This window comes from Microcoleus sp. FACHB-SPT15, from assembly GCF_014849525.1.
Taxonomy (GTDB): domain Bacteria; phylum Cyanobacteriota; class Cyanobacteriia; order Cyanobacteriales; family Coleofasciculaceae; genus Symplocastrum; species Symplocastrum torsivum.
In genome coordinates this window covers 32,782-56,404 of record NZ_JACJNU010000070.1, presented here as the reverse complement: position 1 = coordinate 56,404, position 23,623 = coordinate 32,782, and the positions used below count along the sequence as shown (strand labels likewise).

The following is a 23,623-nucleotide window of genomic DNA, read 5'->3' as shown; positions in this document are numbered from 1 at the left end:
ATAGATAAGGATTCTTACCCCACCTATAAAAGGAAGCCACTCTCAAGAATTTCAGTTGAACGACTACAATGAATCATAAACTATCAATAGTCTTTAGATGTAGCTTATTACTGAAGTATCGCATTGGTTTTTTGGCAATCATAAAAACTAACAGGTAACCATAAGAATGTTAAACACTTCATGCAATCTATTGAGTAAACTCGATGTTAAATCTTAATGTTAATTATCTACATGATCAAGAAAATTTTACTGAAATGAATGATGACAATTATAGCAAAGGTGTTATCGTTATCGTTGATGACAAACCGACAAATCTGGGCGTTTTGTTCGATTTTTTAACAGATTCTGGCTTTAAAGTTTTAGTTGCTCAGGATGGAGAGAGTGCGATCCAGAAAGTTGAATATGCCCATCCCGACCTTATCTTATTAGATGTAATGATGCCAGGAATTGATGGATTTGAAACTTGTCGTCGTCTAAAAGCAAATCCTTCAACTCAAGATATTCCCGTAATTTTTATGACGGCGCTGTCCGGAACTGTAGATAAGGTTAAAGGGTTTAATTTAGGCGCGGTAGATTTTGTTACTAAGCCAGTGCAACAGGAAGAAGTAAAAGCTAGAGTCAGCACTCACCTAGCACTCCGGAACCTGCAAAAGAAACTCCAATTGCAAAATGAGCAGTTGCAACAGGAAATTCAAGAAAAACAACGAGCAGAGCAATCACTCCAACAAGCAGAGGCAAAGTATCGTAGCATCTTTGAAAATGCCACTGAAGGCATCTACCAAGCGACACCAGACGGACGATATATTACTGCTAATCCAGCCTTAGCAAAGATTTATGGTTACGATTCACCAGACGACCTAATGACTCAGGTTACGAATATCACACAGCAGTTGTATGTCGAACCGATGCGACGTGAAGATTTAGCAACCTTCATGCAGAAGTACGATACGTTAGCTGACATGGAATCTCAGGTCTATCGCAAAGATGGCAGTATTATTTGGATTTCGGAGAATATACGCGCTGTCAGAGATAGTAATGGTAGTTTGGACTACTACGAAGGCAGTGTTTCTGACGTTACAGAGCGCCGACAGGCGGAAGTGTCTTTACGTTTAGCTCGAAAAAAAGCCGAACTCTTGCTGCTCAATGTCTTGCCCCAAGCTGTGGCAGAGCGTTTGAAACGAAGTCAGCGCACGATCGCAGAAAGTTTTGAGGAAGTCACAGTTCTGTTTGCCGATCTGGTGGACTTTACTGAGTACTCAACCCAAACCTCTCCCACGGAACTCGTAGAGATTCTCAATATTATTTTCTCACGATTTGACCGACTCGCGGAGCAGCTTGATATAGAGAAAATTAAGACGATTGGCGATGCTTATATGGTTGTTGCTGGTTTACCAACACCCCGTCCCGACCATGCCCAAGCGATCGCACAAATGGCATTGGATATGCAAGCAGCGATCGCTCAATTGAATACGGAACTTGGTGAATCATTTCATCTTAGAATTGGCATTAACAGTGGTCCTGTCGTCGCTGGTGTCATCGGTATTAGACGATTTAGCTATGACCTTTGGGGAGATACAGTAAATACTGCCTCTCGGATGGAATCCCATGGTTTGCCAGGTTGTATTCAAGTTAGCGCCGCCACCTACGAACGGTTGAAAGACGAGTTTGTATTTGAAGAGCGTTCTCCAATTCAGGTCAAAGGTAAGGGAGAAATGACGACCTATCTCCTGATTGGTCCAAAATCGCTAGATCCTGATGATTTGTCTGATCCAATAAAACAGCATCCTATAACCGAGCCTGAGTAACCTGTGTTACTATCTGGGAAAATATTCTCTTAATCGCGATCACAAATGGGCAAGGTTCTGGTGTTAAACGCCTCCTACGAACCGCTCAACATCACCAACTGGAGAAGGGCGGTTGTCTTGTTGATCAAAGGGAAAGCGGAGCAGGTTGAACACAACGGCAAATACGTCTACGAAGAGTTTCCTCTCCCTACAGTTATTCGGCTGCGTCACTATGTCAGAGTTCCTTACAAGGAAATACCTCTGACCCGCCGAAATATCCTCCACCGTGATGGTCACTCCTGTCAATACTGCGGCTATACGGGTGACGATTTAACTCTAGATCATGTAATTCCTCGATCGCGTCAGGGAGGTGATACCTGGGAAAACATTGTTACAGCCTGCGTGCGCTGCAATGTCAAAAAAGGTAGCCGTACTCCGAAAGAAGCCAACATGACGCTACGACATCAGCCTCGTAAACCCTACAGCAGTCTTCACTTTGAAGTCGCTAAACACGTCAAGGGTGGTCTACATCAAGAGTGGCGGAAGTATGTAATCGGGATTTAAGTATGTTGGTACTAACTTAAGCCCTGAACAAAAGTACTCTTCGAGAACGCTTCGCGAACGCGAACGGGCTAAAAGCTAAAACTCGTTAAAACGGGTTGAAAGGCTGATGTAGTAAGCTAAAGCTTACATCAGCTTTGAGCCGGAAATGTATTTCCAGGCTCTTAAGTCAGTACCCTTCAATTTAAGTAGGTTGCTGGAAATAAACATTCTTGGGGTTGAGTGTGATTGGGGATTAGGGACTGGGCAAAGTTCGCCGTCGCTTTCTTAACCCCTCCCTAGTCCCTAGAAGGATAAGTATAGGTTTAATTGTGCCTACTTACCTAACATTCTGCGATTTAGTAGAGTTTAGATAGAAATTTCAGTATCAAACGCGACGGGAAATCTCGGAGGAGAAGCCTACACTTACCCGCAAGGGAAGTGTAGAGGTACGTCACCACAGATCCAGCAAAGTCAATGTCGAAGATTCGACCTAAGAGAGGATCTGGCTAACGGCTTACTTTGCGAAAATGGAGGGGTGTCGATCACATAATGTTTAACCATCCGCTGTAGACACCACGATAAATGCAGCGCTAGCGACAGCACGAATCTCCTAACCCCAACACGACATGCCATCGAATTCGCTTACGCCTCTCGATAACTCTCTCCAAACCGCTATGCCTAAGGCAGATGCAGTTACTGATGATGCTCTACTGACAGAGGTAGCTAAGAAACCACCCAGTAGTAACTTTAGTAGTTCCCGTGAGAAACGGTGGCTAGAAGCCTCATCAGAGCCAACAATAAGAAACCTACGACAGACGTTAGAACGTCACCGCTCAGAGCGCCAACTCGTCGTCATTCAAGACTTCCCAGACCCGGATGCTCTCTCTAGCGCTTGGGCTTACCAACTCATTGCCCAGCAGCATGGCATTCAATGCGATATTGTCTACGCGGGTACTCTCTCTCACCAAGAAAATATTGCTCTAGTCAAGTTAACAAACTTACCTGCAAAACGCTGGAGTATTCCAAGCTTGAAGGAGCGGGATTTATCTGTTTATCAAGGCTATGTTTTGATTGACAATCAGGGAACAACGACGCAGCTAATGTCCTTGATCCAGCAGGTAGCTCTCCCCCTGGTCGTACTGATTGACCATCACAGCATTCAAGGTGATCTGAAGGCAGAATTTGCCGACGTTCGCCCTCAAGCAAAAGCCACGGCAACAATTTTGACCCAGTACCTTCAGGCAGGGTTACTGAAACTAGACAGCAACATCAGTGAACACGTCAAGTGTGCGACTGCCTTAATGCATGGTTTGCGGTCAGATACGAATCGGTTGATGCAGGCAGAAGAAGAAGATTTTATGGCGGCAGGATACCTTAGCCGCTTCTACGACTCCCAACTGCTCAATGCTGTACTGCAAACATCGCGATCGCGTCGTGTAATGGATGTGATTGAGCGATCGCTCAAAAATCGAAAGGTGTACAATAACTTCTCGATCGCTGGTGTTGGTTATCTTCGCTACGAAGACCGAGATGCCATTCCCCAAGCCGCAGACTTTCTTGTTACTGAAGAAAACGTCCACACGGCTGTGGTTTACGGAATTGTTCACGACGAAGACGAAGAACTAGAAGTTGTAATTGGTTCTTTAAGAACCAACAAACTCACCCTCGATCCCGACGAATTCATCAAAGAAGCCTTTGGTCAGGATCGTACTGGGCGCTTTTTTGGTGGTGGTCGCATGATGGCAGGCGGCTTTGAAATCCCCATCGGGTTTTTGGGTAGCTTTAATGACAACGCGGAGTACGCCAAGCTGAAGTGGGAAGTGTTTGATATCCAAATCAAGCAAAAACTTCTACGATTGGTTAATCCAGAAGACAATCTCATTCAAACTTAACTAGACAATTTTGAACTTTAGATTAGACACCATGAGATCGGCGTAATTATGGAACTGTATTTAATTCGCCACGGCATAGCGGCTGAGCGAGAGACTTACGCCAATGATGAAGAGCGTCCACTTACCGATAAAGGGCGTAAGAAAACAGAAAAAGTAGCAAAGCAACTGCGTAAGCATGGACTACGTTTCGACCTGATTTTGACGAGTCCCTTGGTACGCGCACGAGAAACTGCCACGATCCTCCAAGAGGCTGGTCTTAGTTCCCAGGTTGAAGAATTTACCAATCTTGCTCCTGATGGTGACATCCACGCCTGGGTCAGTTGGCTAGAGGAACGATGGGAAAACGGTACAAGTAACAAATGTTTAGCGCTGGTTGGTCATCAACCAGATTTAGGCAACTGGGCGGAAACGCTAGTGTGTGGCACTACCCAAGAAAAGTTTGTCCTCAAGAAAGCTGGAGTCATTGGCTTAAATCTTCCAGAAGCCAAAATGCCCATAGGTCAGAGTGAGCTGTTTTTGCTGACCTCGCCTAAGTGGTTGTTGTGAGGTGGGGGATTGGGAACTGGGAATTGGGAATCGAGAATTGGAAAATAGCGGTTCTAGATAAAATATTGTCTTGTACTGTCCGGTACAGCACAATCAGGGAAACTTACCAATCCTTTTTTCTCTGAAGGCGAGTTAATTATATTTGTAACATCGACGACTAATATAGAAGTTTCTGATAAGTTAGCCTGAGAACGTTTCACACTTATTCGGTGGCAACATGACTGTCTGCGAATACAAGCCAGGTCTAGAAGGTATTCCCGCCGCTCAATCCAGTATCAGCTATGTCGATGGACAAAAGGGAATATTGGAGTATCGTGGTATTCGCATCGAAGACCTCGCAACAAAAAGTACTTTCCTGGAAACCTCGTATCTTCTCATCTGGGGTGAGTTGCCGACGAAGGAAGAACTCACTGCTTTTGAAGAAGAGATTCTCCATCATCGACGAGTCAAGTATCGGATTCGGGACATGATGAAGTGCTTCCCCGAAACAGGTCATCCGATGGATGCCCTGCAAGCTTCTGCGGCAGCACTGGGTCTTTTTTACTCTAAACGCGCTTTGGATAACCCTGACTACATCCGGGAAGCTGTAGTGCGATTATTGGCGAAAATCCCAACAATGGTTGCTGCCTTCCAGTTGATGCGAAAAGGCAATGACCCTGTACGTCCAAACGATAACTTGGACTATGCGGCAAACTTCTTGTACATGCTCAATGAGCGAGAACCCGACCCTCTCGCTGCTCATATCTTTGATGTCTGCTTGACCCTGCACGCAGAACATACAATCAATGCTTCTACCTTCTCCGCAATGGTCACGGCATCGACCCTGACTGATCCTTATGCTGTGGTTGCTTCAGCAGTGGGCACTCTGGCTGGTCCCTTACATGGGGGAGCCAATGAAGAAGTGATCACAATGCTGGAAGAAATTGGTTCCGTGGAAAATGTTCGCCCCTATTTGGATGATTGTTTGCAGCGAAAATCCAAAATTATGGGGTTTGGTCATCGTGTTTACAAGGTGAAAGACCCACGAGCAACGATTCTTCAAGACCTAGCAGAGAAACTGTTTGAGAAGTTTGGTCACGATAAGTACTATGACATTGCGGTGGAGTTAGAACGGGCAGTAGAAGAAAAACTGGGTCATAGAGGTATCTACCCAAATGTAGATTTCTATTCGGGTGTCGTTTACCGCAAATTGGGCATTCCTACAGACTTGTTTACACCAGTATTTGCGATCGCGCGTGTAGCGGGTTGGCTTGCTCACTGGAAAGAACAATTGGCAGAAAACCGTATTTTCCGCCCTACCCAAATCTATAACGGGATTCATAACGCTGACTACGTTCCTATCGAGGAACGCTAGGGGTAGGAATCTCTGAGACTCAGAAAAGCGATCGCTTTTTAGCTAATTAGCTAAGAGCAATCGCTTAATTAATTGCGTTTTTAGTAGCTGTTTACCACTGCTGCCCAAATACTTGTTAGTTGTATTAGGCGTATGAGCAATCATTCTATGCCGTAAGCTTTGTGTATAAGTCCGATTCGTAAAACTTTTTCAGCTCATGTATTCTATTGATGATGTGAGGGTGAGTTTCAAAAAGTTCTGAGAGTCTTGATGTGTCACTGGCATCAACATCTTTCTTTTGCTCCAATAAGGCATCTAAATTCATTCTTTCAAAAAGTTGTTTCCCAACAGCTAACTTAGCCAATGCTGATGTTGAAGCTTTAAGATTACGGCTAGAAAGCAGTCCACCTCTATCACAGGTATATTCGCACTTTCTCGACCATAGCAAGAAAATGAACCCTATAATGTCGGATACTATAGGTATCTTGGCTACATTTTCTGCTGTATTGGTTAAGACAATCCAATTTGTGTGATCACATTTGATATGAGAAAATTCATGACCGATTATTGAAAGAAGCTCATCCTCATCCATAGCTTCGACTAAGGCAGAGTGAAGAACAACTGTTTTTCTATCATCAAGAAATCCTGTTGCATAGGCATTAATTATTGGACTTTGTATGACAAATACATCTGGCTTTCTCATGCATAGCCGCTCAGAAGCTACTAGAGCAGCTTGATGAACTTCAGGTAGCTGATGTTCTGATACCTTAACCCCCTTACCAAGTAATTGACCTTGGCGGATTTTAATCCAGAAGGCGGAGGCACCTAACATCACAATAACCAAGCCAAGGCTAGGTGCAAGCAAAAGTTAGGGTGGCGATCGCCTTTGCATCACCCTGCTTGGCAAGTTCAAGAAGATTCGGCTGAGTCATAACAAGTAGAGTCAAGGATCTGAGAAATTAACCTTAATTCAAGAATTCCCTGATCTAAAGCAGAGAGGAACATTTGGCAAAAATTCCTAAGCGATCGCTCCGTCACCATTACCCAGTAAATTAGCCAAAGTAGTATCTCAACACCTGCTCATTGGCTTACGACAACATTTGTAAATATCTTGCAGAAAAGTACCCAACTAACTTTGTTCGCTGGCTACTCTCAGACTCAACTACCGACATCCAGGTACTCAAAACCGAACTGAACGTCGAACCGATTCGCGTCGATTCCCTTACCCTGCTGCAAACCACCAACCAAATCCTGCACCTGGAATTCCAAACCCTTCCAGCCTCCAATCCTTCACTACCATTTAGAATGCTCGACTATTGGGTGCGGCTGTATCGGCAGTATCGTTGCCCCATCAAACAAGTCGTTATCTTTCTCAAAACCACCACATCAGAAGCCGCATATACTCAACAATTTGAAGTCGGTAACACTCGGCATCAATATCGAGTAATCCGGATGTGGGAGCAAGAGCCAGCATTTTTTATGAGAGATATCGCTCTTTTGCCACTAGCCGTTTTAGCTCAGACAGACTCACCTCAAGCATTGCTAGAGCAAGTAGCAGAACAGGTCGCTATCATTGAATCACAGGAGCAGCGACAGAATGTTTCCGCCTCCGTACAAATCCTAGCGGGTCTGCGGTTTGAGAAAGAGTTAATTAAACAGGTGTTTCGGGAGGACATCGTGAAGGAATCGGTAATCTACCAAGAAATTCTCCAAGAGGGAGTACGACAAGGAGAGCGCTTCGGGCGCTTAATAGGTAGAGCGGAAGGAGAGGCGACGCTAATTATCCGTCAGCTAACCCGTCGTTTTGGTTCAGTCGATCCAACAACTCAAGAGCGGATTCAGAGCTTATCCAACCTTCACTTGGAGGAGTTGAGTGAGGCGCTTTTAGATTTCTCAGCGATAACAGATTTAACTCTCTGGTTAGATGAGCATCAACAATAACTATGAAAGTTATAGACAGGAGTGCAATTTATAAGAAGTAAAAAGAAAAACTAACCGACTTGATAAGTAGAAATTCTTAAGTGGCTTGCTGGGCGGATAACCATCCAACGATATACTAAGCATTGAGGCTGTAAAAGAATCTTCACAAAGCTACTGATCGCTTTATTCGATCTTAGATTTATCTTGCCTAAGTAAATAGTCGGATTGGTAAACATGAATCCAGGAATTGACCTACAAGGAACCTTTATTCAATCACTCAGGGACTTGGGCATCCCAGCAGGTGCCGCCAAAGCCATTTGGATGCCGTTACCGATGTTTTTAATGATTATCGGTGCCACTGTGGGTGTCCTCGTGGTCGTCTGGCTAGAACGGAAGATTTCTGCTGCCGCGCAACAGCGAATTGGTCCTGAATTTGCTGGGCCTTTGGGTGTTCTCCAGCCCGTGGCAGATGGTCTGAAACTAGTCTTCAAGGAAGATGTTGTCCCAGCGAAGGCTGACCCATGGCTCTTTACCCTCGGACCAATCCTTGTCGTTATCCCCGTGTTTCTGTCCTACCTAGTTGTGCCTTTTGGACAGAACCTGGTGATTACAGATGTCAACATTGGCATCTTTTTATGGGTTGCCCTGTCTAGCATTGCGCCAATTGGCTTACTAATGTCGGGTTATGCCTCTAACAATAAGTACTCGCTACTAGGAGGCTTGAGAGCAGCAGCACAGTCTATTAGCTATGAAATTCCTCTAGCACTAGCCATACTCGCTGTTGTCATGATGTCCAATAGCCTCAGTACCATCGACATTGTTGAGCAGCAATCAGGTTATGGCATTCTTGGCTGGAACATCTGGCGTCAACCAATAGGCTTCTTAATCTTCTGGATTGCTGCCCTAGCAGAATGTGAGCGACTACCTTTTGACCTTCCGGAAGCAGAAGAAGAACTAGTTGCTGGTTATCAGACCGAGTACGCTGGTATGAAATTTGGTCTATTTTACATTGGTTCCTACATCAACCTAGTTCTCTCTGCCTTGCTGTTTGCTGTACTCTACCTCGGTGGTTGGGAACTTCCAATTCCTATTCACCAACTCGCCAACTGGCTGGGTGTCAGTGAAACCAGTTCCTGGTTCCAGGTGATTGAGGCAGCTTTAGGAATTACCATGACCTTGCTCAAGGCTTACTTCCTAGTCTTTATTGCCGTTCTGCTGCGCTGGACACTTCCCCGCGTTCGCATTGACCAGCTACTTAATCTAGGATGGAAGTTCCTATTGCCTGTGGGTTTGGTCAATCTACTACTGACCGCTGCACTTAAATTAGCATTTCCTTTTGCCTTTGGCGGTTAGTCAGTGGTCATTTGTGAAGACCGCAATTGACAGCAAAAAATAACTGACAACTGACAAAGGACTTTAAAAAGAGAGAGAGACACTTAGACTATGCTGAAGTTCCTTAAACAAGTTGGTGACTACGCCAAAGAAACCGTTCAAGCCGCTAAATACATTGGTCAAGGTCTATCCGTTACCTTCGACCATATGCAGCGGCGTCCCGTAACCGTGCAGTACCCTTACGAAAAACTTATCCCTTCTGAGCGTTTTCGCGGTCGGATTCACTTTGAGTTCGATAAGTGCATCTCCTGCGAAGTCTGTGTTCGGGTTTGTCCTATCAACTTACCAGTAGTCGATTGGGAGTTTGAAAAAGCGAGTAAAAAGAAAAAACTCAAGCACTACAGCATCGACTTCGGGGTCTGTATCTTCTGCGCTAACTGCATCGAATACTGCCCGACTAACTGTCTGTCCGCAACGGAAGAATACGAACTTTCGACCTACGATCGCCACGAACTGAATTTTGACAACGTGGCAATGGGACGACTACCGTACAAGGTGACACAAGACCCGATGGTGACTCCCTTGCGTGAGTTTGCCTATCTGCCGAAAGGTGTGATGGACCCCCATAATTTGCCAACTGGCTCTAAGCGTGCAGGTTTGCCTCCAGAGGAAATTGCCAAGCAGCTAGAACCTAAGGAAGAAGAAGCCGCGACGAAATAGCCCTCAACAGGTTGCGGCGAGGATTCCCTTCTTCTGAACAAAGAGGAATTGCCGAACTGGTACAGGGGAAAGGGAAAGAACTTCTTTAAGGATTTGGGCGGGGTCTGAATCCTTGTCCATATCCTCCCAATCCCCATTTCAACGCTCAAGCTTTGTGCAACGTTTCTCAACCCTGTGTAGGGAAGATATCTCGTCTACTCACTTTGGGAGTAGCCTTAAAGTCTGCGCTATAGGGGAAAATATTCAGGGTTGAAGTTAACACAAAGTTGCGCATTGCGAGTAACAACACATTGCAAGGAGATTAAGTCACTGTGAATCTAGCAGAAGGGGTTCAGTTTGTTTCGTTTGGTCTACTGTCGGGGATGATGATAGCGGGAGCGTTGGGAGTTGTCCTGCTTTCCAACATCGTCTATTCAGCTTTCTTACTCGGTGGTGTCTTCATGAGCATTGCTGGTTTATATCTATTGCTGAATGCTGATTTTGTGTCGGCGGCACAAATATTAATTTACGTGGGAGCAGTCAACGTTCTGATTTTGTTTGCCATCATGCTTGTGAACAAACGAGAAGATTTTGCCCCGATCGCCAATCGCTGGATTCGCCAAGGGTCAACGGCTCTAGTTTGTCTCGGTTTGTTTGCGCTCCTCAGCACAATGGTACTGGCAACACCTTGGTCTATTTACACAGGTCCTGCGGTTGTTGGACAGAATTCGGTTGTGGAACTGGGTATGCACTTCTTTAGCGACTTTTTGCTACCGTTTGAGCTTGCTTCTGTTCTATTGTTGATGGCGATGGTGGGTGCAATTATCCTTGCCCGTCGGGATTACATTCCAGATGAGCTAATGCCTGAGGATAGCCAAGCAAGCGCCGCTTCGACTTTGCCAGAGCGTCCTCGCGAACTGGTGTCATCAAGTGGTGTGACTCCAAGGGCACGTTAAGGCACTTCATTCAAATTCTCTTTATAGCTGTAAAGATTCATGCAACTCCAACTCCAATACTTCTTACTTTTAGCGGCTGCTCTGTTTTGTATTGGCATTTATGGCTTAATTACTAGCCGCAATGCTGTCCGAGTGCTGATGTCGATTGAGCTACTACTGAATGCCGTGAACCTGAATTTAATGGCGTTCTCTAACTTCATCGACCCGCAAGAGATTAAAGGTCAGGTTTTTACAGTGTTTGTTATTACTGTAGCAGCGGCGGAATCGGCAGTGGGTTTAGCGATCATTCTTTCGATTTACCGCAACCGCGATACGATTGATATGGAGCAATTTAACCTCCTCAAGTGGTAAGTTAATATCCAGACTAACGTCCATATTGCGGAAGTTTGATAGTTATGTAAGCGCCTACCGAGAGTGGTGGGCGTTGTTGTTTTAAGGTATAGGCGCAAGAGTTGTTGATGTTTCATACCAATCCGAGTCAGCTACCCCCTTTTTCGGCAACCCATAAAACTTTGTAGAGACGTTCCGGCGGAACATCTCTACGACTAGAACTTCCTTTCTTGGAGGGAACCTCCGAGAACCAGCATTACCCAATCCCTAATCCCTAGTTCACAATTGAGTCAAGCTTTCAGCAAGAGCGTAGCGCGAGTACATCCTCCTAGCCAACTCCAGCCAGAGGGCAATTGCTCCTCATTGGGAAGATAATGCGCCCAAGTGTTACCCTCGCTGTCTTGGTAAACAGTCTTAATCTCCACAGGGACTCTTGCTCCCCAAGGAGATTTTGCTAGAATCCTATCTCCGGGCTTGAAGACCTCACCGTTCGTGTTGGTGACAGAAGAGAGCATCTTTGAGGATTTGAATTCCGAGCGCTGTGGCTTCTTAATCTCCTGGCGACGGTCACTCAGCTCAACGTCTTCATGAGAAGAAGGCTCCGCTTCTGGCTTGGCAGTTGCTGACTCTTCTGTCGTAGCTTCGCTATCTTGAGGCACAGACTGCTCTACGTTCTCGCTCTTGAGTGGTAAGCGATTAGAGGCATCGTCAGCCGTTTCGCTAGAGTCTTGGGCTGAACTATCTGATAACTCTTGATTCACTTTGTCCGGCTCAGACGTAACAGGGGTAGTGAGTCCGGCAAGATGAGTTAGGTCAAGTTTTTTACGGTTTTGTTTTTTTGGTGGCATAAAAGTTTGAGCGCGGCACAAGGACATCTCGAACTTAGTTCAATATCAAGGGTGGTGGCTTCTAGTGCAGCGGGGCGGCAATAACTATCCAGTTGGACATTGGCTAAAAGGCTTACTGTACAAGCAATATTGCTTCTGCATAAGAGCCTCCTGCCTTCTTGCACTAGTCTGTTTGAGGTGTTGTAGGATTAAACTACGGCTAGTGCTAACATAGCCTTGACTTGCTCTAAGTTTGTTATCACTTCATAGTTTTACAGTTAGTTAGCGTGAACTCAAGAAACCATAACGCTGTAACCCGACGTGGCTTGCCTAAGTGCTGTCATAGTTAGAACTAGATGTACGGATTTACCAGTGCAAAGCTCTTGTTCTGTTATCAAGTTTATACTTCCAAACTCTTTAACAGCCCATGATGACACAAACCGCTCTAATGTGGCGAGAGAAGTTAGGGATGGGCAAAAATTTAGAGAATTGTGACGATGCCTGTAAGCTAATAAGCCTTCAAATAGCCATTGAAATTATCGCTTGAGATTGGAGGACTAAGGGAAGTCTTCCTTTAAATCCTACCCCTTCTCTGTTCCCCGTTCAAGAGCAAAATGCAACTTGAATGCACATAGCTTATTCCTATAAATGGCAGTGTACGCTGTTGAATTTGACGAGTCACGACTCAACATCCCATGCAGCTTGAAAGAAGTCTTGCTCACACAACATCGCATAGCGATACGTCGATTTTACCGAGGTAGTGAGGGTGGCGTACTGGTCAGTCAAACTTTCTAACTGTTGAGCTAATTTCTCAATCTCCTCATCGTTATAAGTGCGAATCCAGTCAGCATATTGATGTTCTAGAATTCCACCCTGAGCGAGTTTTTGACCTAAAAATGCATACAGACGCATACAGGGTGTCATCGCGGCTGTGATTAACCCAACATCACTTCCCCAAGCTGTTGCTAGTAAAAAATCAGTGTAGCGACGTGTTGCCATAGCGGGTTCAACGCTTCGCAAATCTACTCCCCATTCTGTAGCGTAACGTTCATGGAGTGTCAGTTCTTTGAGAACCCCTCCAGCAAGCGTATGAAAGGTATTAAATCCTTCCCAATCGAGAGCTTTAGCCGCAGCAATACTGTAAGCACGAGCAAAGGCTTCCAGGAAAAAGGCATCTTGACCAACGTAGTAGGCAAATTTAGAACGGTCAAGGCTACCAGAACCAATGCCTTGGACAAAAGGGTTTTCAAGACAAGCTTGTGCGAGGTCTTGATTAAACTGCCATAAATCTGTGCTAATCGTCATATTGGCTTATCGCAACTGAATTCCCTGTTTGATTAGGAGATGATAACAGTTGCATAACTGAAGAGATTAGGTCTGTTCCAAATTTATATTCTACAGATAGATAGAGGGAAAACGTAACCATTATGGATAACACAAGCTTCTCTAACATTCGACACACCTCCTTCTCGCCACCGAATAACTAGTAACTACGGCTATTTTCAATTGTCGTGATTTCTATTTAGTTACAGGTGATCAAAGGAGATGAGGGCTAGTGATGCTTTGTTATAGATTAAGTGATGCGAGTCATCGACGAGTAGTGTGTCTTTTTGGGTGCAAGTTAATGAGACGACGAAGCTTTGGACGTAGTGATTCGTTTAATGCTATATAAAGAGAAGATAAACATGGATTAAGAAAAATTTAGTTAGGTAAAAGCCTTTTACCAACTCGATTGAAGAATCTGCTCTCTGATTATCCTGAGAATTAGAGCAAGGAGGTTACTGTGGAATCTACCGTAAACTGTGCTGAAGCCTGCGTCAACGGCTGCATTTTAGGTGATAAATGCCCAAACAAGGAGTTTGCCGCAGATGCATCAAAGTTCATCAATGAGACTTCTCTAGACAATATGTTGGAGATTGCTGAGGAAGCACGAAGAAAGAAGCTGATGCAGCCACCCCAGTGGATTATTCCTGATTTCCCTGAGTAAAATGCGATCGCTCAGTTAGACCGAGAGATATACATCACTCCCAGAAAACTGGAAAAAGCGATCGCAACTTGAGACAAACAAGCGTTAGCAAGCTTAGTCACACAAAGCCGCCGCATGATGATTAATGTGGTCTTCAATAAAGCTAGCGATAAAGTAGTAACTATGGTTATAACCTTCCTGAAAGCGCAAGGTTAGCGGTTGACCCACCTTTTCACAAGCTTCCTCAAATACCTCAGGAAGCAACTGCTGCTTTTCTAGAAATGGGTCAACCGTACCTTGATCAATGAGAATTGGACGCTTAAAGCTAGATGTCAACACCAGTTCGCTAGCATCGTAAGCACGCCAGGTTTCTTTGTCAGAACCGAGGTAGTTGCTGAAGGCTTTCTGACCCCACTGGCAACGCATTGGTGCCGCAATTGGTGCCAATGCGGAAACGGATTTGTACTTTTCAGGGTTTTTTAAAGCACAAATCAAGGCTCCATGACCTCCCATCGAATGCCCAAAGATGCCTTGCCGCTCTGGTTTTACGGGGAAATGCTCAGCAATCAAAGCCGGTAATTCCTGGACAACATAGCTGTACATCTGGTAGTGCCCTGCCCAAGGTTCAACAGTTGCATCAACGTAGAACCCAGCACCTGTCCCAAAATCCCAATCATCATCTTCACCAGGAATGCCTGAGTTGCGAGGGCTAGTGTCGGGTGCAACAATAATCAATCCATACTTAGTCGCAAACTGCTGCGCTCCTCCCTTCGCCATGAAGTTCTCTTCTGTACAGGTTAAACCTGAAAGGAAATAGAGAACTGGAATCCGTTCCGATTTCGCTTGGGACGGTTGGTAGATAGAAAATCGCATCTCACCCTTACAGGTTTGGGAGTCATGGCTATAAAAACCAACCGTACCACCGAAGCATTTATTTTCGGAGACGAGATTAGGGGCTGTGGACATGAGTAGGGTTCCTAGGGATTAATTCTGGAGGCACAGCATCATCATCAAAAAATCTCTTGCATAAATTCTGGAATGCCCCCTAAATCCCCCAAGATTGGGGGACGCGAGAATTTAGGTTCCCCCCAGAATTGGAGGGAACCAGGGGGGCGAAAATTGATTGCAAGCAAGAGATCTATCATCCTTAAACGAGATGTCTATACGCCGTGTTTCTATAAAATACTGTACTTCACGCGAATGAAAACTCCTGTATCTTACTGGTCGTTCTCTTCTTCTGTTGATTGATTGAGCTGACGTTGTGAACTCTGAATCAGTGGAATTTAAGCTACAAAGTTTGGGGTTGGTGGGGGTAGAGAGGAATGAAGTGAAGCCTTGGTGCTATTTGTATGCTCGATATTTTTGCGATCGCTTATCTTGACCCCCCTAGCCCCCTTACTAAGGAGAGAAGTCAGCGCCCTGTATTGTCATAATGCTCAAGTATTCGCCAAGGAGATAAATTCATGGTTCAAACTATCCAAGCTCAAAATATAAATCTCAACGACTTAATCGAAAAATTTGGCTTAGAACGCAGTGATGATGAGCAGTTCTTTAGTGAGTGGCAGGATGATTTACCTGAACTCACGGATTCAGAAAAGCAAGCACTAGACGAGGTAAAAGCAGACTATCTCCACCTATCTAGGTATCCCATACTCGAACCTATAGTCAAACTCGTAGTGCTATCGCCCTTGTTGAAATGGGCAGGTTTTTATCGTGCGCCGTTTTACCTTACGGCTGAAAAAGAGGTAGAAATTGTGTCCGATGATGAAGGAACTCTTGTGAAGGGACGGCTTGACCTCCTGGTTTTTACCCCTCAGTTTTGGATACTTGTGATTGAGGCAAAAGCTGCAAAATACTCTTTAGAGGTGGGCATACCGCAAGCGCTAACTTATATGCTGGGTAATCCTAATTCTGAAAAACCCGCATTTGGATTTGTCACGAATGGTATTGAATTTAGATTCTTGAAACTTACAAAACAAGGCACCCCGAAGTATGCCCCGTCGTATCTATTCGCTCTTGATAGCAGAGATGATTTGTATACCGTTCTGAGAGTGTTAAAGCGGCTTGGTCACTTAGTCAACCAATAAAATTACCAATCCTCTCCCCCTACTTCCCCTCAATCATCATCTGCCGATCGCACCACTCCAAAACTCGATTCCATGCCCACCAGCAATCAGGGTCTTTAAACTGACGCTGGCAAGCTTGGCTACTGATATAGCCAACATGACCACCGTAAGCGGTTAGCATCAAGTCAATTGCTGGGTTGTTAGCACAGGCAGCTTGCAAGTCCGGGACAATCGTTGGCTCAAACAAGGGATCGTCGGCAGCATATAAAATTAGAGTTGGTTTTTTGAGTTGAGGTAACAGATGCAGACCACTGCTAGCGTCGTAGTACTCTTCTACCGAGGAGAAGCCTAATCGCTCAATTACCAGTTCATTATCGAAACCCCAAATACTATTAGCTCGTTCGATCGCGTCTCGGTCTATTTTTCCAGGGTGAGCCTCATAAATCCGCCAAGCTAGTTTTTTGAGTTGTTTTGCGATCGCTTGTTCTAAACGTCTGCCCCATCTGTCTTTGACTAAATAATTTAGCGATCGATTGGAATCCAAACTTGGACAAATCACCGCACCACCACCAATTTCTGACTCAAGAAGCTCTAAATCCTGCCCCCAGGTGGTAAGTGTTTGTGCCGCTTTAACACCCCATAGCGCCAGTTGTCCCCCCAGAGAGAACCCTGTAAACCAAAAAGGGGCTGGACAACCCATTGCCTTAGCCTCTGCCGCAATGCGGACAAAATCTTCTCCCTCGTATAAGCCATCAGAAGTCAACGTCGGAGATAAATCAGCCGTTTTGCCGTGGGCACGCCAGTCGAAGAGAGCCACGGCATACCCTCTTGCAAATGCCTTACGCCCTAGTAGCCTTAGAAACCACTGGTTATCCAAATCGCCTGTAATCCCATAGGTGCCAACAATCGTGGCTCTAGGGTTCTCCGGTATGGCAACAATCCCAAAAATCGGCACTCCAGAAGCCCCGGTAAAGATTTTCTCTTGGTAAGTCGGTTCCGGGTCTATCGCGAACTTTTTGTAATCACGACTACCCCGCAAAGACGTGTAGAGAGTCATTGACAAACCATTTGCAAGCCACCAAGGGGGAGTGTAGACAGGATGGGTCATAAAGGAATAGTAAAGTTTGAGGACAAACATGACTGACTGTTCACAGTCACTCGCGGTTAAAGAAATGATGAAAACAAGAATCAATTCGCTTGCTTAGGGCTAAAAGGCTTGCAAATCTTAGCTTGTACCTCAGAATATTTTGAATTCCTACATATTCTTTAGAAATAATTTAGAATCAGCCATTATAATCGGTGAAGTATTCTGACTTTTCCTTTCCAGTTCTTATTGAACGTTAACAAACACACCTCAAATCAACCTCTTAAGTGATGCCCCGGATACTCGTCATCGACGACGACCCTGCAATTTCAGAATTAGTCTCCATCAACTTGGAGATGGCTGGTTACGAAGTTAATCAAGCAGCGGATGGCATCAAGGGTCAGGCGCTAGCCCTGCAACTTCAGCCAGACCTGATCATGCTTGACTTGATGCTGCCCAAGGTAGATGGCTTCACCGTCTGTCAACGACTTCGCCGGGATGAGCGCACTGCTGATATTCCGGTACTGATGCTGACAGCCTTGGGTCAAACCCAAGATAAGGTAGAAGGCTTTAACGCTGGTGCCGATGATTACCTGACGAAGCCCTTTGAGCTTGAAGAAATGCTGGCACGGGTGCGAGCCTTGCTACGACGCACAGATCGGATTCCCCAAGCGGCGAAGCACGCAGAAATTCTTAACTACGGGCCTTTGACCCTCGTGCCAGAACGGTTTGAGGCAATTTGGTTTGATGTGACGGTAAAACTGACGCATCTGGAGTTTGAGCTACTACATTGCCTACTCCAGCGCCATGGTCAAACCGTTTCTCCAAGCGAAATCCTCAAGGAAGTCTGGGGCTACGATCCCGATGACGACATCGAAACAATCCGGGTTCATGTCCGCCATCTGAGAACCAAGCTAGAGCCTGATCCACGCCATCCTCGGTATATCAAGACAGTATACGGAGCAGGTTACTGCTTAGAGTTGCCCAATGGTGAGCAGCAAACGACAAATGCCGACTCGGTGACAATCCAAGACTGAACGTAGTAATCATTTAGCAACAAGATAGACCTGAACATTGGCTTAATTTTAGGAAAGCTCAAGCCGCAAGGAATTGCTAAGCAACAAGGCAAAACTTGAGGGCTGAGGAGCAGTCTTGAAAAAATGGCATTGCCACTGACTTGTTAAAGGCAGGAGTTCCATTTAGCGATATTGTGCTGGCGTTCCATCCCCAAAAGTTCGTTCTTTAACTGAGTTTGCTGTTGTTTAGAGCAATATCTGTGACTTCATACAAAAAGCCAGTGATAGATAGGTAAAGACATCTAAACACTGGCTTAATTAAAGAAAATTTCAAGTCGTTTCAGAAGCAATAAGCTCTTTTTAGTTGCTTTGCTAACTTGTAAACCCCTTACCCTTAAGGCGCAAGGGCACTGCCTCGCAGCAAGCTACCAATAGTCTTAGCGGTAATCTTCATCTGGATGAGAGGATTAGCTGGAACTACCGTTTTGTAGAGGTAGCTATCGAAGGTTAGCCGTTGGACATCTCGGTCAGCGCACATCTCTACAAACGCTTCACGAGTGGCATCGGAGCGATAGAAGACAGTTTGTAGAATATCCAGGACTTTGTAGGTGATGCCGTACTTCTTATCCCAACGCTTCAGGTAGAGCTTGAGGTCGGCTTCTGTAGGAATGCGAGTCCCACCATTGGAGGTTTCAACAATCGTCTCTGCACACATCCGGGCGGATTTTGCGGCAAAGTAGATGCCTTCACCGGAAGACTTCGTAACCGTACCAGCGGCATCTCCCACGAGAGCCACCCGACCAACAACACGGCGGGGTCTGGGATGTTCAGGAATTGGGTGAGCCTCAACTTTAATAATTTCACCACCAGCTAGGCGTTTTGCAGCACGAGCGCGAATACCCGCTTGCAGTTTTTTGATGTCGGCTTTGTTGACCTTCATCGTGCCAGTACCAACGGCAACGTGGTCGTATTTGGGGAAAACCCAGGCGTAGAAGTCGGTGGAGACATCGTTACCGACATACATTTCAGCTAGGTCTTCGTAGTACGCCATCTTGTCTTCTGGCAGACGAATTCGCTCTTGGAAGGCGATCGCATAATTATAATCCCCAGCATCAATCGCTTTAGCGACACGGGAATTCGCGCCATCGGCACCAATCACAAGGTCTACTTTCAGTGTCTTGGGCGTTCCTTCCAAACTCCCGTCTGAATGGTCAGCGTAGTGAAGAATATAGGGATCGGAATCTTTGAGTGGAATATCAAGTTTGTGAACTGTGCCATTAATCAACTTTGCCCCTAATTTGGCGGCGCGATCGCGCATGAAGCCATCAAGCACCTCACGGCGGCACATCCCGATATATTCGTGTTCTTTTTCAATATTGATATCGACTTCGACATTTGACGGTGAGATCATCTTCATCTTTCTCACCCGTCGGTCAATGATTTCTGGTGGTAGGTCAAACTCACTCACCATACACAGTGGAATTGCACCGCCACAAGGCTTAGCATTGTCGAGCTTGCGCTCAAACAAAAACGTTTCGATTCCAGCTTTTGCTAAAGTCTCGGCGGCAGAAGAGCCTGCTGGGCCTGATCCAACAACAGCAACCCTTAGTGCTGGCATGTTTTCTCCCAATCAATCTTTGAGCTACGGACTGCATGGTATCACGGACTTTCGGGTTATCTAACCAACATCGTTAGATATCCGCTCAAGTTGAAATACACCTTAACAACTAAGCGCAACACAGCTTAACAATTAGTGGGGTGACTAATCAGCGATCTTCAAAAACAGGCGTAGTAATCCAGAGCTTTTCGCCTCTGAACTGATTGAACAGTCTAAACTCCTAGTTATGACCATCTGTAAGGATGCTTAGGTCAAGTCAGAGGCAGCTTGACAATGTTGAAGTGGCAGTGTTTAAACCAATTGTGGAAAAGCCGCTCTCATCAAGGGTGGCAGTTCAGAAATTTGCTGGTGCTGCTAATCATCGGCAGCACAACTTTGGCAGTAAGTTCAACCGCTATCTTGAGCTATCAAGTCGTGCGCGAGTTGCTTTTGGGCAACTTAAAGCAAAATACCTTGTTGCGAGTTCAGGTCGGAGTTGACGAAATTGACAATTGGTTAGCTGCCCGAAAGGCTGAGATTGCAATGCTTGCGAACACTCCCACTGTTCGGACGATGGATTGGTCGGTAGCCAAGCCTTATTTCACATCCGAAGTGTCACGGCTGAAGGACTTCTACTTTTTTGCGATGATTAACCCCGATGGTTCTCAAAACACCACCGGAAAGGGTCGAGCTAAGAATGTAAAAGACCGCGAATACTTTAAGAGGGCAATGTCTGGACAAGTGTATGTGGGCGATCCCGTTATTAGCCGCACCCACGGTGGGGCGACGGTGCCAATGGGCGCTCCCGTGTGGTCAATTCCTCCTGCTCATAGACGATCAATTGGGATAATTGGGGCGGCAATTAAAATAGATCGGATTGTTGAGGTTGTAAACCGTCTGAAATATGGCTCTGGTAGTTACGCCTTTGCCCTCACCTCAGAAGGAATGCCAATTGTCCATCCGAATGCCAGAGTAATGGGAACATGGGAAAAACCAGCTCCCAGTTTTTTGCAAGCGAGCGACCCGAATTTACGGCACCTTGCCACAAGAATGGTCGGCAAGCAGCGGGGAATTGAGCTGGTGCAGCTAGCTGGCGATTGGGTTTATGTTGGCTATTTGCCCCTGCACGAAGCGGATTGGTCGATCGCGTTGGTGATTCCCAAACACAATATTGAATCCCAACTGAGTGCCCTCAATTTGTTGGCAACAGTGGTGGGGGGACTACTAGCGATCGCAACTCTGGCAGGATTACGGCTTGTGCTAATATCTGAGCGTTCTCGCGCCCGTGCGGCTCAAGAAGCCCTGCTCAACCGCTTGATCGAGCGGATTCGTGCTTCCTTAGAGTTGGAGCAAATTCTGCAAGCAACAGTCGAGGAAGTGGGAACCCTGCTGCAACTAGAACGAGTGGTTTTTGGTTGGTATGAACCCACAGAGCTTTCCTTAGAGATTCAGCGGGTTTACTGTCAGGAAAATCTATTGCCGCAAGTCGGACGGTTCTCTGTGCCACCAGACTTTGAGGTGCGAACTCAGCGAGGTGAGTCGATACAACTCCAAGAAGTCAAACCAAGTCCTCAACCCATTCATCTAGAACTCAATGCCCAAAGCTACTTAGCTCTCCCCGTTCGCACTGAAAATGAGCTGATAGCCTATTTAATTTTGGTCAGAGACACCAAGTGGTTCAATCTTGATGGGGAAAAGGAACTGTTGCAAGCTGTTGCTGACCAACTCGCGATCGCAATTACCCAATCTCACCTTTACCTCCAAACCAAAGAACAAGCCCAACGGCTTGACCTCGCTTTAGACCAGTCGGCACTTGTGGCGATTACTGACCCCAATGGAATAATCACCCATATCAACGACAATTTTTGTCAACTCTCCCAATATTCCCGTGAAGAACTCATTGGGCAAGACTACCGCTTGCTCACTGCCGATAATCATTTCCAAGAATTCGCTCAAAAACCGTGGCTAACCCTTGCTAGGAAGAAAATCTGGAAAGGAGAAGTCAAGAATCGGGCTAAGGATGGGACAGATTACTGGCTAGATACTACTATTTTTCCGTTCCTCAATGCCAAAGGGAAGCCTATTCAATACTTGGCGGCATCCTTTAATATCACCCCACGTAAGGAAACAGAGGCAGCACTGCGCCAAAGCGAGGCGCGATTCCGGCTAGCCGTTGATAACTTTCCCCACCCATTTATCATCTACAACGCCAAGCGGCAATTTCAGTTTGTCAATCTTGAGGGATTAAGACGCACCGAAAAGCCTTTGGAAGAACTTATCGGTCTTACTGACGAGGAAATCTGGTCTAGTGAGGTTACTTCCAAGTATCTGCCGATTCTTCAGCGTGCTGTGGAAACTCGAACCATTCAAACAGGTGAATGTGATATCACGTTACCTACGGTTGGTTCGTTTACGATAGTTGTCAATTATGTACCGCTATTCGATGAACAAGGGGAAATTTCTCAAATTCTTGGGATTACCCAGGATATTACCGATCGCAAACGAGCAGAATTTGCCCTTCAACAGCTTAATCAAGAACTAGAACAGCGAGTTCAACAACGGACAACGGAGTTAGAGCAAACTAACGCCCGCCTACAAGCTGAAATTAAAGTGCGCGAGCAAGCAGAAGCCGACTTATGGGAGAGCCAACAACAGCTACAGGCAATCCTGGATAACTCACCAACCCTCATTTTCGTAATCGATAGGCAAAACAGGCACCTACTGAGCAACCGCAGCTACGAAAACCTGTTATCCACGACTCATGAGCAACTAATTGGTAAGAGCATCTATGACGTTTGGGGAGCTGAATTTGCTGAGGCTTTTGCCACCATTAACAAACAAGTACTCGACCAATGCCTCTCTATCGAAACCGAAGAAGTTGCCCCTCTTGATGATGGGATACACACCTACCTTGTTAATAAGTTTCCTCTACTTGATGCCAATGGTGTCCCTTATGCAGTTTGTGGCATTTCCACCGACATCACTGAGCGCAAGCGAACCGAGCAGAAACTAGAGCAACTAACGACAGATTTAAAACGTTCTAATCAGGAATTAGAGCAGTTTGCTTATGTAGCTTCTCACGACTTGCAAGAGCCATTGCGAGCGATAACGGGTTTCACTCAACTTCTGAGGCAAGACTACCAAAACCAGCTAGATGAGTCAGCTCAGGAATACATGACTTATATCGTAGATGGTGCAGCGCGAATGCAGGAGTTGATTCAAGACTTGCTCACCTATTGTCGTTTGGGTACTGATCATCAAGGATTTGCTGCCATTGACTGCAATGCTGTGGTGCGTCAAGCGATCGCAAACTTGGAAATAGCGATCGCTGACAGTAACGCCACCGTTACTCATGAGTCTCTACCAACGATTAAGGCAAACAAAACTCAACTCATACAGCTATTCCAAAATTTGATTAGCAACGCGGTTAAGTTCCACCGTGATGAGCCACCCGAAGTACACATTCAAGCACAATTGAGAAATCAGGAATGGCTCTTTTTCGTGCGTGATAACGGAATTGGCATCGAATCTAAGTATCTTACGCGGATTTTTGAGGTTTTTAAACGTCTCCATAGCCGTACCGAGTTTTCTGGTACTGGTATTGGGCTGGCGATTTGTAAAAAGATCGTAGAAAGTCATAGTGGCAGTATCTGGGCAGAATCACAGCCCGGACTAGGAACCACTTTTTACTTTAAAATACCCCTAGCTCCTCCCCAAGGTGAACTCTAAGCT

General features: G+C 45.7%; 22 protein-coding genes. 16 read left to right on the top strand and 6 right to left on the bottom strand.

The annotated features are described in order from the left end of the window. Positions 1-254: 254 nt before the first annotated feature. The 5 genes from H6F98_RS30555 (at position 255) to H6F98_RS30535 (ending at position 6,119) form a co-directional block, all read left to right on the top strand. Positions 255-1,805 (top strand): adenylate/guanylate cyclase domain-containing protein, encoded by a 1,551-nt coding sequence (locus tag H6F98_RS30555; protein WP_192222503.1) that lies wholly within the window; start codon positions 255-257, stop codon positions 1,803-1,805. A 45-nt stretch (positions 1,806-1,850) separates the two neighbouring features. Further along, positions 1,851-2,348, top strand: a complete 498-nt coding sequence (locus H6F98_RS30550; RefSeq protein ID WP_192222502.1) for an HNH endonuclease — start codon at positions 1,851-1,853, stop codon at positions 2,346-2,348. Positions 2,349-2,953: 605 nt separating this feature from the next. Continuing rightward, entirely contained in the window at positions 2,954-4,219 is a 1,266-nt protein-coding gene (locus tag H6F98_RS30545) for a bifunctional oligoribonuclease/PAP phosphatase NrnA (protein WP_192222501.1), read from the top strand. 48 nt (positions 4,220-4,267) lie between these two features. Continuing rightward, positions 4,268-4,765 (top strand): phosphohistidine phosphatase SixA, encoded by a 498-nt coding sequence (gene sixA, locus H6F98_RS30540; RefSeq protein WP_192222500.1) that lies wholly within the window; start codon positions 4,268-4,270, stop codon positions 4,763-4,765. A 217-nt stretch (positions 4,766-4,982) separates the two neighbouring features. Next, entirely contained in the window at positions 4,983-6,119 is a 1,137-nt protein-coding gene (locus tag H6F98_RS30535; RefSeq protein ID WP_192222499.1) for a citrate synthase, read from the top strand. A 145-nt stretch (positions 6,120-6,264) separates the two neighbouring features. On the opposite strand, the gene H6F98_RS30530 is transcribed toward H6F98_RS30535, so the two are convergent. Continuing rightward, positions 6,265-6,963: a M48 family metallopeptidase gene (locus H6F98_RS30530; RefSeq protein WP_206759692.1), complete on the bottom strand. Its 699-nt coding sequence runs from the start codon at positions 6,961-6,963 to the stop codon at positions 6,265-6,267. A 218-nt stretch (positions 6,964-7,181) separates the two neighbouring features. Between H6F98_RS30530 and H6F98_RS30525 the strand changes: the two genes are divergently transcribed. From H6F98_RS30525 to nuoK, 5 genes are all read left to right on the top strand, one after another. Continuing rightward, positions 7,182-8,039 (top strand): Rpn family recombination-promoting nuclease/putative transposase, encoded by an 858-nt coding sequence (locus H6F98_RS30525; protein WP_192222497.1) that lies wholly within the window; start codon positions 7,182-7,184, stop codon positions 8,037-8,039. 213 nt (positions 8,040-8,252) lie between these two features. Further along, the gene (nuoH, locus tag H6F98_RS30520) at positions 8,253-9,371 is read left to right on the top strand and encodes an NADH-quinone oxidoreductase subunit NuoH (protein ID WP_192222496.1); all 1,119 of its coding nucleotides are present in this window, start codon (positions 8,253-8,255) and stop codon (positions 9,369-9,371) included. Between the two features lie 93 nt (positions 9,372-9,464). Beyond that, a complete protein-coding gene (gene ndhI / locus H6F98_RS30515) occupies positions 9,465-10,070 on the top strand; it encodes an NAD(P)H-quinone oxidoreductase subunit I (protein ID WP_192222748.1) in 606 nt (201 codons plus the stop codon). 311 nt (positions 10,071-10,381) lie between these two features. Beyond that, positions 10,382-11,005 carry an NADH-quinone oxidoreductase subunit J gene (locus H6F98_RS30510; RefSeq protein WP_192222495.1) on the top strand — a complete coding sequence of 208 codons (624 nt, stop codon included), beginning with the start codon at positions 10,382-10,384 and terminating at the stop codon, positions 11,003-11,005. A gap of 39 nt (positions 11,006-11,044) precedes the next feature. Beyond that, the gene (gene nuoK / locus H6F98_RS30505; protein ID WP_192222494.1) at positions 11,045-11,356 is read left to right on the top strand and encodes an NADH-quinone oxidoreductase subunit NuoK; all 312 of its coding nucleotides are present in this window, start codon (positions 11,045-11,047) and stop codon (positions 11,354-11,356) included. 269 nt (positions 11,357-11,625) lie between these two features. Here the strand turns inward: nuoK and H6F98_RS30500 are convergent, their stop codons facing one another. Further along, positions 11,626-12,183 (bottom strand): hypothetical protein, encoded by a 558-nt coding sequence (locus H6F98_RS30500; RefSeq protein ID WP_192222493.1) that lies wholly within the window; start codon positions 12,181-12,183, stop codon positions 11,626-11,628. A gap of 657 nt (positions 12,184-12,840) precedes the next feature. Further along, the gene (locus H6F98_RS30495) at positions 12,841-13,467 is read right to left on the bottom strand and encodes a TenA family protein (RefSeq protein WP_192222492.1); all 627 of its coding nucleotides are present in this window, start codon (positions 13,465-13,467) and stop codon (positions 12,841-12,843) included. Positions 13,468-13,945: 478 nt separating this feature from the next. Here H6F98_RS30495 and H6F98_RS30490 point away from each other — a divergent pair, with 478 nt between their 5' ends. After that, the gene (locus tag H6F98_RS30490; protein ID WP_192222491.1) at positions 13,946-14,149 is read left to right on the top strand and encodes a hypothetical protein; all 204 of its coding nucleotides are present in this window, start codon (positions 13,946-13,948) and stop codon (positions 14,147-14,149) included. 93 nt (positions 14,150-14,242) lie between these two features. Here H6F98_RS30490 and fghA read toward each other — a convergent pair whose 3' ends face one another. Continuing rightward, a complete protein-coding gene (fghA, locus tag H6F98_RS30485; RefSeq protein ID WP_192222490.1) occupies positions 14,243-15,094 on the bottom strand; it encodes an S-formylglutathione hydrolase in 852 nt (283 codons plus the stop codon). A gap of 295 nt (positions 15,095-15,389) precedes the next feature. Here fghA and H6F98_RS34295 point away from each other — a divergent pair, with 295 nt between their 5' ends. Next, positions 15,390-15,509 carry an AAA-like domain-containing protein gene (locus H6F98_RS34295; RefSeq protein ID WP_192222489.1) on the top strand — a complete coding sequence of 40 codons (120 nt, stop codon included), beginning with the start codon at positions 15,390-15,392 and terminating at the stop codon, positions 15,507-15,509. Between the two features lie 82 nt (positions 15,510-15,591). Beyond that, complete coding sequence (locus tag H6F98_RS30475) at positions 15,592-16,215, top strand: type I restriction endonuclease (protein WP_192222488.1); 624 nt, start codon at positions 15,592-15,594, stop codon at positions 16,213-16,215. A 19-nt stretch (positions 16,216-16,234) separates the two neighbouring features. Here the strand turns inward: H6F98_RS30475 and H6F98_RS30470 are convergent, their stop codons facing one another. Next, positions 16,235-17,302 (bottom strand): YheT family hydrolase, encoded by a 1,068-nt coding sequence (locus H6F98_RS30470; protein ID WP_192222747.1) that lies wholly within the window; start codon positions 17,300-17,302, stop codon positions 16,235-16,237. 266 nt (positions 17,303-17,568) lie between these two features. On the opposite strand from H6F98_RS30470, the gene H6F98_RS30465 reads away from it, so the two are divergent. Together H6F98_RS30465 and H6F98_RS34735 are read left to right on the top strand one after the other, a co-directional pair. Further along, positions 17,569-18,315, top strand: coding sequence for a response regulator transcription factor (locus H6F98_RS30465; protein WP_192222487.1), 747 nt, complete (start codon positions 17,569-17,571; stop codon positions 18,313-18,315). A gap of 140 nt (positions 18,316-18,455) precedes the next feature. Further along, complete coding sequence (locus H6F98_RS34735) at positions 18,456-18,524, top strand: hypothetical protein (RefSeq protein ID WP_396814260.1); 69 nt, start codon at positions 18,456-18,458, stop codon at positions 18,522-18,524. 164 nt (positions 18,525-18,688) lie between these two features. Here the strand turns inward: H6F98_RS34735 and chlP are convergent, their stop codons facing one another. After that, positions 18,689-19,912, bottom strand: a complete 1,224-nt coding sequence (gene chlP, locus H6F98_RS30455) for a geranylgeranyl reductase (RefSeq protein ID WP_192222486.1) — start codon at positions 19,910-19,912, stop codon at positions 18,689-18,691. A 273-nt stretch (positions 19,913-20,185) separates the two neighbouring features. Between chlP and H6F98_RS30450 the strand changes: the two genes are divergently transcribed. Continuing rightward, entirely contained in the window at positions 20,186-23,620 is a 3,435-nt protein-coding gene (locus H6F98_RS30450; RefSeq protein WP_192222485.1) for a PAS domain-containing protein, read from the top strand. The last annotated feature ends 3 nt before the right edge of the window (positions 23,621-23,623 follow it).